At 69.0% G+C, this 13,614-nt stretch carries 9 protein-coding genes; 7 read left to right on the forward strand and 2 right to left on the reverse strand.

From position 1 onward, the window contains the following. The first annotated feature begins 973 nt into the window (after nucleotides 1-973). The gene (locus OIC96_RS00065; RefSeq protein WP_330301529.1) at nucleotides 974-3,748 is read left to right on the forward strand and encodes a protein kinase domain-containing protein; all 2,775 of its coding nucleotides are present in this window, start codon (nucleotides 974-976) and stop codon (nucleotides 3,746-3,748) included. Here the strand turns inward: OIC96_RS00065 and OIC96_RS00070 are convergent. Together OIC96_RS00070 and OIC96_RS00075 are read right to left on the reverse strand one after the other, a co-directional pair. After that, nucleotides 3,726-5,153, reverse strand: a complete 1,428-nt coding sequence (locus OIC96_RS00070) for an AAA domain-containing protein (RefSeq protein ID WP_330301530.1) — start codon at nucleotides 5,151-5,153, stop codon at nucleotides 3,726-3,728. The genes OIC96_RS00065 and OIC96_RS00070 overlap by 23 nt on opposite strands. 395 nt (nucleotides 5,154-5,548) lie before the next feature. Next, nucleotides 5,549-6,619, reverse strand: coding sequence for a hypothetical protein (locus tag OIC96_RS00075; protein ID WP_330301531.1), 1,071 nt, complete (start codon nucleotides 6,617-6,619; stop codon nucleotides 5,549-5,551). A gap of 165 nt (nucleotides 6,620-6,784) precedes the next feature. Here OIC96_RS00075 and OIC96_RS00080 point away from each other — a divergent pair, with 165 nt between their 5' ends. The 6 genes from OIC96_RS00080 (at nucleotide 6,785) to OIC96_RS00105 (ending at nucleotide 13,434) form a co-directional block, all read left to right on the forward strand. Continuing rightward, nucleotides 6,785-7,048: a helix-turn-helix transcriptional regulator gene (locus OIC96_RS00080; RefSeq protein WP_330301532.1), complete on the forward strand. Its 264-nt coding sequence runs from the start codon at nucleotides 6,785-6,787 to the stop codon at nucleotides 7,046-7,048. Nucleotides 7,049-7,208: 160 nt separating this feature from the next. After that, complete coding sequence (locus OIC96_RS00085; protein ID WP_330301533.1) at nucleotides 7,209-8,096, forward strand: DUF6083 domain-containing protein; 888 nt, start codon at nucleotides 7,209-7,211, stop codon at nucleotides 8,094-8,096. A 180-nt stretch (nucleotides 8,097-8,276) separates the two neighbouring features. Continuing rightward, nucleotides 8,277-8,582 (forward strand): hypothetical protein, encoded by a 306-nt coding sequence (locus OIC96_RS00090; RefSeq protein WP_330301534.1) that lies wholly within the window; start codon nucleotides 8,277-8,279, stop codon nucleotides 8,580-8,582. 83 nt (nucleotides 8,583-8,665) lie between these two features. Further along, nucleotides 8,666-10,153 (forward strand): UvrD-helicase domain-containing protein, encoded by a 1,488-nt coding sequence (locus OIC96_RS00095; RefSeq protein ID WP_330301535.1) that lies wholly within the window; start codon nucleotides 8,666-8,668, stop codon nucleotides 10,151-10,153. 406 nt (nucleotides 10,154-10,559) lie between these two features. Beyond that, a complete protein-coding gene (locus OIC96_RS00100) occupies nucleotides 10,560-11,324 on the forward strand; it encodes a class I SAM-dependent DNA methyltransferase (protein WP_330301536.1) in 765 nt (254 codons plus the stop codon). After that, nucleotides 11,269-13,434: an HsdM family class I SAM-dependent methyltransferase gene (locus OIC96_RS00105; protein ID WP_330301537.1), complete on the forward strand. Its 2,166-nt coding sequence runs from the start codon at nucleotides 11,269-11,271 to the stop codon at nucleotides 13,432-13,434. The genes OIC96_RS00100 and OIC96_RS00105 overlap by 56 nt, the downstream gene beginning before the upstream one ends. Nucleotides 13,435-13,614 lie beyond the last annotated feature (180 nt).

A 13,614-nucleotide genomic window follows, 5' to 3' on the forward strand; every position in this document is an offset into this window, starting at 1 on the left:
TTTCCTTGCCCTCGTACATCCTCATCAGCTTTGAAAGGATCACAACCTCGCCAGGCCTTCCTGAAAGCACAGCGGGCCTCGAGTCGTCATCACCCCACTGGGGGATTGCAACTCCCACACGTCGTACTCGACAGGAGCACCCGGCGTGATCATCATCAGCCCAAGAGGGCTCACAACATCATCGGAAACGGCACCGTCAGCGTTTCCAGCGGCACTGCACCTCATCAGCCCAGGAGGGTTCGCAACGCCAGGTAGCCGGGCACCAGGACGCCCTCCACTCACTGTCGTCATCAGCCCAGTAGGGTTCACAATTTGATGGTGCCGAGCCACCAGAGGCAGTCCGTGGGGGTCGTCATCAACCCAGAAGGGTTTGCAACCCGGATACCTCAACCCACGCAGCACCCAGGTCGGTGGGCGTCATCGGCCCTGGAGGGCTTCGCAACACGGTGGAGGGCCGATAGCGGCGATCACCTCGTCCGCGTTCTTGCACCACCACCGTCCCGGCAGGCGCGTTGCGCACCAGGGCGATCAGGGTTGTTCGCCGCTGCCATTCCGCCACCACAGCCGACCGCTGGCAAGGACGGCAAGGAGACAGTCCCCCAACCAGACCCTGGGCTGCGATAGGGCCATCCACAGCCTGCCTGTCCAGCGCTCCAGAAGAGTGTTCACGCCATGGAGTCGAACGAGGGGCCCAAAGCGCTGCCTATCCGCGTCAAGATTGAAGCAGGCGCTCTCCGCGGGCCGTGCCGCCGACTTCCACCAACAGGCGAAGAAACTGCCCGCGATCGGCATGCGCTGGGCGTGGAAGGGCGCACGTCACATTCCGCGCCTCTGCCCCGGCATCGGGCGGAGCGGCGCGGTCTGCGTCGGCGGCCGGGCGGCCTCTGCGATCGGTACGCGTCGTGTCCTGTTTGTGCGCAACAATCGGTCCTTCGGGCGTTGTGCCCGGTGGGCACGATGCTCGGGTGGGGCGATGGAGGACGTACGGGAACTGCTGGCCGAGTACGGTCAGTGCCACAACAGCGAGCTGCCGGAGCAGGTCCGGCAGCAGCTCCTCGTCAAGGTGGTCACGGCACTGATCCGGCGCACCGACGCGGACGCGACTGTGGACCAGCGAGCGCCGGACGAGCCGGCTGTCTTCTCCGAACTCGCCGGACGCGACTACGTGATCACTGTGACCGCTGCATCAGGACCCGATGTGGTCGCCACGGCCCGGGCTACTGTGCGGGCCTTCGATGAACAGGGTCTTGGGCCAGGGGTGCGTCGTGTGCTGGTGTGCGCGCGAACTCCCGGTCGTGCGGTGGACGATGACCTGCGTGCGGCGCTGGGTGAGGAGGGCGTGCTTCTCGACCAGGACCACTTGGAAGCAGCTGTGTGCGGGCTTGTCCCGCTCGCGACGCTGATCCGTGCTGCCTTCCGCACGCCGCGGCCGCCGTACACGCCGCTGCACGAATTCCTGCTGCAGGAGCCTAAGGAGTCGGCGCCACCGCTGTCTCTGCGCACGCGTCCGGCGGGGTTGGCTACTGTGCCGACTCGGACGGAGCCGGGCATCGCGGCCTCCGTGGTTCTGGCCGGGGAGGACTGGCCGCTGCGGCCGAGCGGACTTGCCTGGGAGACGCCGAACAGGGCGCTGGTCACCACCGAGTCGGGGCTTGCAGAGGTGGATCTGCAACGGGGCGGGCTGCGGTGGCGGCTACCGCTGCCCGGCGTGCACGGCGCCGCCGTCGTGATGCCGGACGCAGCGGTGTATGTGCTGTGCGGGCCGGCGGTGGTCATGTGGCATGACGGCGTGCTGCAGGCGGTGGGCGGAGGATTCGATGCCAATGCCAGCCTGCTGAGCGGCCCCGATGAGAGTGTGTGGGTGCTGTCCGGATCCGGGGCTACGTTCGGCGCCGGCACCGGCTCGACGTTGGCGCTGACCCGGCTCGGCGACCAGGTAGGCGATCAGCAGCGGTTCTCAATCGCCTTCGACGCGGCAGTGCGGTCGGCTGTCTGGCTGGACGGTCGGCGCTTTCTCCTTTCGGCCAGTGGGCACAGCGCCGTCGTCGACCTCGACGTCGGCACGAGCGCCGGCGGACGAGAGGACTGGGTGGTGACCCCGGTGTCCTACCCGGGGCACGTGGCCCGAGGCGGCCGCGGTGTCGTCCTGGTGGCCGGGCGAGCCGGCTCCGGCATCGGCGTGGAACTGCATACCGTCAACGCGGCCACCCGCACGAACTACCCGGTCGCCGAGGTACAGCTCGGCGAGGTGCTGGGCTTGGCGCAGAGGCCGGAGGGCGGGCCCGCGTATCTGCTGGGTGCGCTGCCGACGAACGATATCGGCATGCTCCACCCGGTCCTGATGGAGATCACCGGCCACTTCCCTGCCACCTCGGCCGCGGTAGAGGAGCAGCCGCCGGTGCCCGCCGCCGATCTGTACACCGTGGTGCGCCGGCAGGCCCGCGGCGTGAAGAAGGACTACGCCCTGGAGACGTTCCCGCTGCCGGGCGGCGAGGGCGGCATGGGGATCGTCCACGAGGCCGTGCACAAGGCGACGCAGACCGTAGTGGCCTTCAAGAAGGCCAAGTCGCTGCGCGAGAAGCTCACCGCGCGGATGCTGTGTGAGATCGAAGTCGCCCAGGCACTCGGGGACAACCGGCACGTCATGCCGGTCCTCGACTTCAGTCCCCGTGCCGAGTGGTTCGTCATGCCGATGGCCCAGGCCACCGCCGAACAGCGCCAGCCGGAACTGCAGCGCGACGGCAAGGAACTGCGGGCCCTGGTGGACGCGGTGGCGGCCGCTCTGGCAGACGCCCACCGTCTCGGTTACCTGCACCGGGACATCAAGCCCGCCAACATCCTGCATCTCGACGGCCGGTGGGTCCTCGGCGACTGGGGCATCGCGCGTCGTCCCCGCGGTCAGACAACGACCCCCGGACGCACCGGCAGGATGATCGGCACGCTCGAGTTCGGTGCCCCCGAACTGTCCGTTGATCCTCACAACGCGACGTTCGCGAGCGACATCTACAGCTTGGGAAGAGTGATCGGCTGGCTGCTGACGGGCACCGACCCCGAGCCGAACGTCCCCCTCCTGCCGCCACCCGGTCCCTGGCGTGCGGTGGTGCGGCAGTGCACGTTCCATGAGCCGTCGAACCGTCCGGAGACCATCGCCGAATTCCTTGATCTGGTCGAACACGCGACCTCCGCGGACCTGGACCTGCCCATCGCGCGGGCCCAGCAGCTGGTGCAGGACGTCGAGGACGGGGACACCGAGGCGGCCCGCCGGCTGCTCGCTCTGGTCGCCGATCATGACGGCGACTACGAGCTATACCTGGATGTCCTGCCGCGCCTGGACATGGACCTCGCCGCGCCGCTCCTGCTCGCCAACACCGAGCGGGCCCTCACCCTGGTCGCGGCGATGGTCGGGCACGTGCACGGCGACGGCACCGGCTGGCCGCACTACAGCGAAGCCAAACGAGCCATCGCGTGGCTGCGCCGCGTCGCCCGGCACGCCGCCCAGGAAGAGGAGTGGGACCTACTGGAGGAGGCGGCCCGCGGCATGTGCACCTGGGACGAGGCCTTCAACGAGTTCGACCAGCAGAACGCGACCCGGGACTGGCTGCGCCAGGTGCACGGCCAGGCCGCTCAGATCCTTGCCGGTGTTCTGCGGGAACACCCGGGCAGCGCACGTTTCTATTACGAGCTGATCGGCGAGCGGTCCGTGGACATAGCCATCCGTAGCGCCATCAAGACTGCGACCAGCAACTGACCAGGGGCCGCCGACGCGGCGACAGTCCGCACAGTCCTGCGGGGTGGCGGCCTGGCCGTGGCTGCGCCCGGCTGCGGGACGCCGCGGGGTACCGGCGGCCCAGTGCGGGGCCGCGCAGCCGCAGGCGGGTGTGGTGGGCGGGCGGGCAGCCCATCAGGTGGGTGATCGCCTGGTGCGGGCTCACCTGCCAGGGAGTAAGCGGCTGGTGGAACTCCTGTATGTGCCGGAGGGTTTCCTCGCGGTAGTGGGCCAGGCCGGTGTGCAGGTCGGCCGGGCGTGGCGGGGCTTGTTGGCCAGCCTGTTCCAGGGCGTCGTGGAGTTGCTGGGCGATCTGGCGGCGGCTGAGTTTGTTGCCGTGGAGGTCGAAGACCAGGCCGTCCAGGTCCACGGTGACGAGGTTGTCGGTGACGGCTTCGATCGCGGCGCGTTTCTCGGCGACGAACAGGACGCGTTTGCCCAGGGCCGAGAAGGTGGCGATCAGGTTGGCGATGGTCTGGCTCTTGCCCGTTCCCGGCGGTCCTTCGATCACCAGGTGGGAGCCGGCCAGCGCGGCACTGATGACTTTCTGCTGGGAGGCGTCCGCGTCGAGAACCAGGTACTCCGATTGGGGCGGGATGTCGTCGGCGCCGGCTGGAGCACGATAGCCGGTGTCGTCCTCGGCCAGGGCCCGGTTTGCTTCCGGGTCACCGGTCAGAGCGGCGATGACCGGGTGGCCGGCCAGCAGTTCGGTGGCGCTGCGCAGGTCTTGGACCATAGGGAGCCGGTCGAAGCTGAAGACGCCCGCCACGATGCGCTCTTCCAGCTCGGCCGTCAGGCTGCTGCGTGCGAGGTCGGCCTCGAGGATCCCGTACGCGATGCGGAGGCGACCGGCCGGATCCGCGCACTCCTCCAGGGCGGCGGACACCTTGTCAGCGAGAGCCTCCGTGTCGCCGTCCATGCCGTACTGACGGCTGAGCGCGTACAGCAGCACCGGGTTGATCTCCGCCTCACCGGCCGTCTCGAGGACGAAGTCGTTCTCGGACGCGGTGCGCGGCTGGATGACCAGAGGCTGCAGCAACAACGGGGCGCGCAGCGCCGGCACCGGCGTACTCCCGCGCGTGGGCGGCGGGTCGACACGCAACAGACCAAGAGCCAGGCGACCGGCCTCGATGCCCTGCTCCTCATCCAGCTCCACCATCCTGCGGCGCAGGCTTCGTGCCCGGGTGCAGGCAGCACCGTGGTCGGCAGTATCGGGAAACAGGCCGATCAGGCGGGTCTTACGGCCGTCCAGGAGCGAGGCCAGGGCCGACGGAGGAGCGTCGGTCACATCCAGCGACGCGGTCTTGGTGTCCTTGAAGTGCAACAGCGTGTTGTAGGGCCCGAAATCGACCAGCGCATCAGCCCACTGCTGCGCCTCAGCCGCCACTTTCTCCCGACGAGCATGCCGCACTATGGCATCCACAAGTCACCCCTTGGCTGGTCCGTCCACCGAACCCGGCCCACCGAGCACCGGAGCCCGCCCCCTGCAGGCGAACAGACCAACGTACGAATCCCAAAGCACCTACAGGCAGAGGGAGTTGCAGCGCACGCAGGGCGTGAAAGAAGCACACACGGCGCACCAGGAGCGCCCGGAAGACAGGGCTCCATTCCCGGCCAGCCGTCGTCATCGACCGGTTCCCTGGCAGGCAAGAGGACTCCATCAGGCCGGTCACAGATCCAGAACCACTCGCCTACGTCAGGGCGCTGGCGGAGACGCGTGACGGCTACATGCCCCGGAGCCTGGTCCGTCGTAGCAGCCGTCACATGTCCTGGGGTATCGGTCTACCCCACGCGAGATTCCTCGGCCGTTCCTCGCCGACGATCGCTGGCGCGAATTCCCGCGCCGCGTGCAAGGGTCCACTGCAGATCTCCCGAGTCCGGGCAGGCCTGCCATGACCCCAGCAGTCCTGTTGCCTCCAGATGGTCAAGCGCGCCGGCCAGTTCCGCGGGCCGGGCACCGCAGGCGCGCGCCATCTGGTCGAGCTCGCCCAGGCCGCTGCCGGATTCCGGGTCCGTGTGCGCCGCAAGGTACACGCCTGCCAGTTGGGGCAGCGGTTCGATCGTCCCTACTGCAGCGGAGGAGCTGGCGCGCAGCGCCCAGTCCGCGGCGCGCCGCCGGTCGGGGCGGGCTGAGGCCTGGCCGAGCAGTGTGACGTCGAGCAGTTCAGCGGCGATCTCGTTGGGCGCGTTGCCGGGATCTGGACGCAGCCATCGCGCGTGCTCCAACTCGCGCCATGGACCCGAGGCGGCGTTGAGGCGGAGGCTGCGCAACACACCCTTGGGCAGCCGGACTTGCATTCTGGCGTTCATGCGGAGCGCGCACTGCAGCGCCAGCAGGCGCGCGACGGCCGAGGTGTCCTGCGGGAGCGCGGTGGCGAGGTAGCTGAGCATTTCGTGGACCCGGACCCGTTCACCCGGGCCTTTGGGGCGGCGTCTGCCGCGTCGCCGGCCGGTTGTCGGCTGCAGAGGTGCGCGGGCGAGGGCCGTGTCGGGTACGACGGCGGCCTGGGCTGTCGCTGCGGCGCAGGCGCTGCAGGCGTCGACGAGTCGCCATAGCCGTCCGCCGTGTTCGCATGCGAGGAGGAGGCGGATGGGGCCGGCGCAGCCGCGGTGGCGGGAGTGCCAGCGGCAGCCGCGTTCGTGGCACTGGCAGATCCGCAGGTGCGGGGGGCGCAGGTCGCCGCGCACGTGCCGTGCGAGGTGGGCCAGGGCAGCCGAGCGAGCGGAGGCTGCGGTGATTGGCGTGGTGCCGTGGGGGCAGTGCTGGCATACGAGGACGAGCCCGCTGGGGTGCGAGCGCAGTTCCACGCTCCAGGCGCGTGGTGTCGCCGGACATGCTGTGCGCAGCCTCATGGGCGCGTGTTCCTCCGGTTGCTTCCGCGCTGGTCTCGTCCTTGGTGGTGGGGGCGACCGCCCACCGTAGTGCAGACCTCTGCCCTCCGATGGCCGCTGCCACCTGGGAAAATAGGGCAGAGGTCTGCACTGACAGGGCAGGGGTCTGCACCGTCGGATGGACGGGTGACGATCTTGCCGCCCGATCCGGACCTCGACGCGCTGCGGTTGGAACTCGCGCGTCTGCGGGCCGCGCGCCGGTGGACCTACGACGAGCTCGCCGCCCGCAGCGGCCTGGCCAGACGCACCGTCATCGAGATCGAACAGGGCCGCACCATCGGCACCCTGAAGACCTGGCACGCCCTCGCCCACGCCCTGGACACCCCGCTCGACGAGCTCTTCAGCACCCTGTGCCGCAGACACGACCTACCGGGGTCCGGCGGAGACTGACACCCCGCCCGAGCGGCCGCCACGGATCACCCGAACCGGCGAGACCATCTCAAACACGCGACCGCCCATTCGCGCTCCAGTTCCACTGCGTGCGGCCAGGCGGGGGATCCGGCGGCAGCGCCGCCCCGGATGCGGCGTGTTGGCTGGCAGGTTCACGCGCATGCGCTCCACACCTCCCGCCTCCCGCCACTGGGACGGCAGCCCGGTCCTCGCCCACCGCACGCGCCGTTCCCTGCAGGTCACCCCCGACGGCGTCAGCCGGCTGCTGCGCTGCGGCCAAAGCGACCGGTGCCGCGAGTGCGGCAACCGGATCGAGTGGTACCACTGCGGCAACCGCCGGCCGGTACGCCTCCATCCGCACGAACTGCCGGCCGCCAGGGTGCCCGTCGCCTGCCGCTGGCACGTCAGCTCCGGTGTCGCCCACCCGGCCGGGGACGGCAGCAGCTGGTGCCGTCTGCCGCACGCCGTCGTCTGTCCCGCCCGAGACACTCCCCCGTCCCCCCGCGAGCTGGCCGGGCTGCGCCGGTCTCTGGCCGTGCGTTCCCGCCGCCTGATCGACGCAGGCGCCTTCACCCCTCCCCCGGCCTCGCCGGAGAGCCCGGCGCCCCAGCCGTCCGCCTGCCGCCCGGCCCGGCCCATCGTGCAGCTGCTGTATGTCCGCTACCTCGCTGCCCGGCCGGTGGATGAGATCCAGTGTGTCGCCCAGACCCGGCGCCGCCACCGCTGCACCAGCCCACTGCTCGCCCCCGATACCCCCGGCGGCACCTGGATGCTGATGCCCGCCACCGCGACGAGCAGCCAACTGGCCCTGCCCGCTGAGGTCATGGCGGTCTACGACCTCGGCCGCGTTCCCTACGCCGAGCAGCTGCGCTGGCGCGCCCAGCGCTGCCCGCAGCACGCTGCCTCGCCCACGGCCGCCGACCTGGCGGTGGCCGAGTGGGAGCCCTTCGACCCACTGCGCCACCACGAGCACATCCACAGCCGACTGCCCGCCCCCGCCCGGCGCCCCGGGTCTACGGGCCGCGCTCGGCAGGAGGCCCGGCCGTGACGCCGCACCACGCCGTCGAGATCACCCTGACCAGACCCGCCACCCCCCGGCGAACTCCGGCATGCGCGCTGCGGCGTGCCCCTGGCCGCGAACGCGGACCGCAGCCGGCTGATGGCGGTCCACAGCACACGCCGTCCCGGCGGCGCTCTGCATGCGCTTCGGCGTCAACTGGGTACACGCTTGCCGATCGACTTCCTGACCACGCACTACCCAGACGGGCGCGGTCAGGTCCTGCTCAACGTCACGCTCACCCACGCCGCCGACAGAGCCCTGCACCAGGCCGCGGCGGTCCTGGGACGGAGGCCCCAGGACGTGCTCCGCCGTCGCGTGACCGCGGCGCTCGCTCGGGACGAGCAGGAACGCGCCCGGCGGCTGGAGGGCCGGCTGGAGAGCCTGCTCGCCCACCACACGCCCGACGAAGTACTGGCCTGCGTGTCCGGCCTGCTGTACGGCCGTCAGCACCACTCCACCCGCACAGCGCCGTAACCCCTCCTCCCCCGCAACACCCCCGGCACAGCGGTTGCAGATCCCACTTTCCGTTCCTCGATCCCTTTGCCTCGGAGCCCTTGTTGCACACGCCCACCGACGAACAGGCCCATGCCGTCGATGCCTTCCGGGCCGGTCACCATCTCGTCCTGCAGGCCGGCGCCGGGACGGGGAAGACCAGCACGCTCGGCCTGCTCGCCGACAGCACCCGCCGCCGCGGCCGCTACCTCGCCTTCAACAAAGACATCGCCCGGGATGCCGCCACCCGCTTCCCGCGCACAGTGCGGTGCAAGACCGCCCATGCCACGGCCTACGCCGCCCTCGGCCACCGCTTCACGAACCGGCTCAACAGCCCCCGCCAGCCCGCATGGAAGACCGGCCAGGCACTCGGCATCACCCGGCCGGTCCGCATCGGCGATCACGAGATCAGCCCCCGGGCGCTCTCCCACTCCGTGGTGCGCACCGTGACCCACTACTGCTATTCCGCCGACCGCACCCTGGCCCGCCACCACGTGCCGCGCATGCGCGGCCTCGACACACCTGCCGGGCACGCCCAACTCGCCCACCAGGTCCTGCCGTTCGCCCTCAAAGCCTGGGCCGACCTGCACAACCCCGAGCGGGGCGTGGTCCGCTTCGAACACGACCACTACCTGAAAATGTGGGCCCTCACCGAGCCCACGATCGAAGCCGACTTCCTCTTCCTCGACGAGGCCCAGGACACCAACCCGGTCCTCGAGGAGGTCTTCGCCGCCCAGCGCGGCCACGTCCAGCTCGTCATGGTCGGCGACTCCGCCCAGGCCATCTACGGCTGGCGCGGCGCCCGGGACGTGATGACCGGCTTCGACGCCACTCCCCTCACCCTGACCCGCTCCTTCCGCTTCGGCCCCCCGATCGCAGAAGAGGCCAACCGCTGGCTCACGCTCGCCGACGCGCCCATCCGCCTGACCGGCACCGACACCATCGCGACCGAAGTCGGCAACCTCGACCGGCCGGACGCGGTGCTGTGCCGCACGAACATCGGCGCCATGGCCGAAGTCATGCGCCTGCTCGCCACCGGCCACCGCGTCGCCCTCACCCGAGGCGGACAGCAGCTCGCTGCGCTGGCCCTCGCCGCCCGCGACCTCAAAGACGGCCGCCGCACCACCCACCCCGAACTCGTCCTCTTCCCCTCCTGGGGCGAACTGCAGGACTACGCCGTCTACGATCCCGCCGGTCGTGACCTGCAGCCCTTCGTCGACCTCGTCGACACCCACGGCCCCGACGCCATCCTCACCGCCGTCGACCAACTCTCTGATGAGACCCACGCCGATGTGACCGTCTCCACCGCCCACACCGCCAAAGGCCGCGAATGGCCCACCGTCCAAATCGGCAACGACTTCCCACCGCCCAAGGACACCGACCAGCACGACGACCAGGGACACCCCATCCCGGAACCCGTCAACGACACCGACGCCCGCCTCGCCTACGTCGCCGTCACCCGCGCCCGCCAGCACCTCGACCTCGGCGGCCTCTCATGGATCAACACCCACCCCACCGCACCGAACTCGTCTTTGCCGCCTGGGCACGCTTGACTTCGAAGAGCAGTCCGGCCGGGGCTGTTGGAGGACCGTCCACTGCTCCTCGTACTCGTTCCGTTCCTTGTCCACGCACCCACCGCAAATGAACGTCGCCATCTTTGAATGAATCTCGCGGGGCTGAGATTGCCGAGGTAGTGGGGCAGGCTCGCTGCGTCCCCAGGACGAGAGCAGGTCGCCGGCATGCGGCTGTGGGACCCCCCCCCTCCGGGACGCCTCGTGCATTTCCTACTCACCGCGGCACCAGTCACCAACATCGTGCACACCACCGGCAACAGGCAGCGTGTGCACATTGCCGGGCCGGCAGGACTTGCCGCTCTCGGCTGGCCGCTGAAGGTAGAGCCGTCGTAGAGACGGCAATCACCCGGCGGATAGTCTCCGGTAGGTGATGAACGACGGTCTCATGCGTACCACCACCCGGCTCTTCGACGCCTTCTGGGCAGCGGGAGTCTCCAGTCCGTTGGAGATCGTGGAGCAGATATCCCATCTGTTGTATCTCCGTGAGCTAGACGGCGTGCAGGAACTCTGGGAGCTGGAGGCAGTTCGGCAGGAAGCACCGGAGAGGGCGCCTGTCTTCGCTCAGGACGAGCAGCATCTGCGCTGGTCCCGTCTCATCCGCCTGACGCCTCAACGCATGTATACGTCGATGACCGACGAGGTGTTTCCCTGGCTGCGTAGCCACGCTTTCGCCGAGCTGGCCTATTCGCAGCACGTCAACGATGCTCGCTTCGCGATCCCGACCCCCAGTCTCCTCGCCAAGGTTGTGGGCCTTCTCGAGGAGGTGCTCACGGCCGGGGATGCCAACGCGGGCGGTCTGTACGAGCACCTGCTCGCCCGGGTCGCAACGGCCGGTCCCTTCGGCGCCTTCCGTACGCCTCCTCATCTGGCAGCTCTGATGGCAGCGATGACTGAGCCCGGAGCTGCCGACGAGGTGTGCGATCCGACCTGCGGCATGGGGGGTCTGCTCACTGCTGCGGCTCGGTTTATCCACCGATCCGAGCCGGACATCGCGCAGCGGAGCGCGGCAGAGCGCGGCAGGATCCACGGGTCTGACTTCGACACGACCATGCTGCGGTTGAGCAGCATGCGGCTGGCTCTTCAGGGCTTCGAGGGTGCTGACCTGCGGTACCGGGACAACCTGGCGGAAGGCGCCGGGAGCGGAGAGTGAGCGCTACTCGGTTGTCCTGGCCAATCCCCCGTTCGCAGGCAGCCTCGACTACGAGGCTGTCGCACCGGAGTTGCTCGGGATGGTTCGTACGAAGAAGGCCGAGCTTCTTCATCTCGCCATGATTCTGCGGCTGTTGAGGCCAGGGGGACGCGCGGCCGTGATTGTCCCTGCCGGGCTGCTGTTCAGCTCGAGTTCCGCGCACATCGAACTTCGGCGCCTGCTGGTGGACCAGCACGGGCTGAAGGCTGTGGTGAAGCTGCCCGGCGGCACCTTCAGGCCGTATGCGGGTGTGTCGACGGCGATCCTGTTCTTCACCAAGGACGCCGGGCAGGCAGACAGCGTGTGGTTCTACGATCTCACGGCGGACGGCTGGAGCCTGGACGACCGGCGTGAGCCGTTGCTGGCGCAGGACAAGCTCGGGCTGGCTCCCGACAGTGTTCTGGATACCGTCGATCACACGCGCAACAACCTCCCGGATCTCATGCGGCGTTGGCGGCTGCGGCACAGCAGTGAGCGCCGGCGTGCCCGGTCTGAGCAGAGCTTCTGCGTGACCAGCGCGGAGATCGCCGCGGAGGACTACAACTTGTCGCTGGAGCGATTCCGTCAGATACATGAGATGCAGCGGGCAGCTCAAGAAGGCATTCGTCTGGGGGACTTCGCTGAGATCTTTCCCGGGTCTGTGCGCAGATCCGATCTGGACGAGGAACCGGATGCGACGGACACAGAGGGGCGCCGACGGATTCTGCCCCCCACCCTGCTGACCAGCACGCTGCCGGATGTGGCAGACCTGCCCCTGCGTGCGGACCAGCGCGAACCCCCTCGCCGGTTGCGGCAGGGCGACATCGTCGGACGGGATCTCGCCGGTATCCGCTACTGGACGTGCGTGCCGAGCCAATACGACGGCGTGCAGCCCGGCCAGGGCCTGATCGTCATCCGGCTCACCGAGGAGGTTCTGCCCCACGAGTACGTGATCGCCTACCTGTCCAGTCCCCTGGCCGAGCAGCAGCTGCCGAAGTACGGAACCATCCCGCGTATCAAGGCCCGCGAGATGGCCGACATCTGGATTCCCAAGTGTGACGGCGACCTGTCGGAAATCCGCGCCTCCCTCGCCATGCTCGACGAAGGGGAACAAGAAGCCGCACGCATCCAGGACGACCTCCACCGGATGCGGATGCGGATCTTCGAAAGCGGAACGGGTTCAACCCGCCGCGGGCGGCTCGATGACGCCGCCGCGATCAGCTCCTTGACCGCGCAGAACCTGCGCCGACACAACGAGCCCTACAAGCTGTTCCAGGACTCCTACCCCTACGCTGTAGCCCGTGCGGTCCGCAAGTTCCGGCACTCCCTGTCCCTGGCAGAAAGACACGAGGCGGCCATCCAGTGCGCCGAGTCTTTGATCCTCTCTCTGGGCATCATGGCCCTTGCCTTGGCTGCTGATCGCGGCCGTCAGGATCTGCCGGCCATCGCCCAGTGGAGCCAGTCCGTTGAGCGGGGTGGTGTCTCCCTCGGCCACTGGGTGGGGGTGGTCAGGGCAGTGGCCGAAGACGCACGTCAGCACGGTGACCCCGCCGCTGGCCTCGTCGAGGCAACAGCTCGTAAGAAGGGCAGGAAAGGCCTGGTCGCCGATCTCGACCAACTGGTCGAGCTCCGCAACAAGATCCGGCACGGTGCGGGCCCCCGAACACGAGCCGAGTTGGAGAAGAGCCTTGGGCGCATCGAACCGCTGATGCTCAGCAGCCTGTCGGGATGCGCATTCCTCGCCCACACCCGATGGGTTCACACCGACCGGCTCCAATGGATGCCTGCCGCCGGGAAGTTCCGCGTATCAGGCCTGGCCCTGATGGGTGACCATCCCGACTTCGCAACGGTCTCCTTCGACACGGCACACCCTCTGGCAGACGACCGGCTCTACCTCATCTCCCCCAACGACGAACCCCTCCCGCTCTCGCCGTTCTGCCTCCTGAGCGACTGCCCCGCGTGCCTGGCACCCGAGCTGTACTACCCCGACCGCATGACGAGTTCCACAGCTCTCCTCAAGAGTCTGGACCGAGGCCACGAACTCGACAGTGACTCCGTTTTCAAGGCGCTGCGCGAGTGGGGCACACCGTGAACCTACGGCCAGTTCCTCCACGAGCCAGGAGCAGTCCCGCGTGAAGCGGTGCCGGATCAGCAGAGGCGAAGTGACAGCGAACCACTACGCCGACGCCGGCCCCGGAGGATGAACCTCAGTGGCGACAGAGCAGCCGTCTGACTGGCTCGTTCCCGAATATCGTCTGCGTCCTGTGCTTCG

The organism is Streptomyces sp. NBC_00775, from assembly GCF_036347135.1.
Classification (GTDB): domain Bacteria; phylum Actinomycetota; class Actinomycetes; order Streptomycetales; family Streptomycetaceae; genus Streptomyces; species Streptomyces lutosisoli.

What these genes read in the sequence shown, in the direction of transcription:
- OIC96_RS00065 (WP_330301529.1), top strand. Translation starts at nt 974, where the DNA reads ATGGAGGACGTACGGGAACTGCTGGCCGAGTACGGTCAGTGCCACAAC.
- OIC96_RS00075 (WP_330301531.1), bottom strand. Translation starts at nt 6,619, where the DNA reads ATGAGGCTGCGCACAGCATGTCCGGCGACACCACGCGCCTGGAGCGTG.
- OIC96_RS00085 (WP_330301533.1), top strand. Translation starts at nt 7,209, where the DNA reads ATGCGCTCCACACCTCCCGCCTCCCGCCACTGGGACGGCAGCCCGGTC.
- OIC96_RS00100 (WP_330301536.1), top strand. Translation starts at nt 10,560, where the DNA reads ATGCGTACCACCACCCGGCTCTTCGACGCCTTCTGGGCAGCGGGAGTC.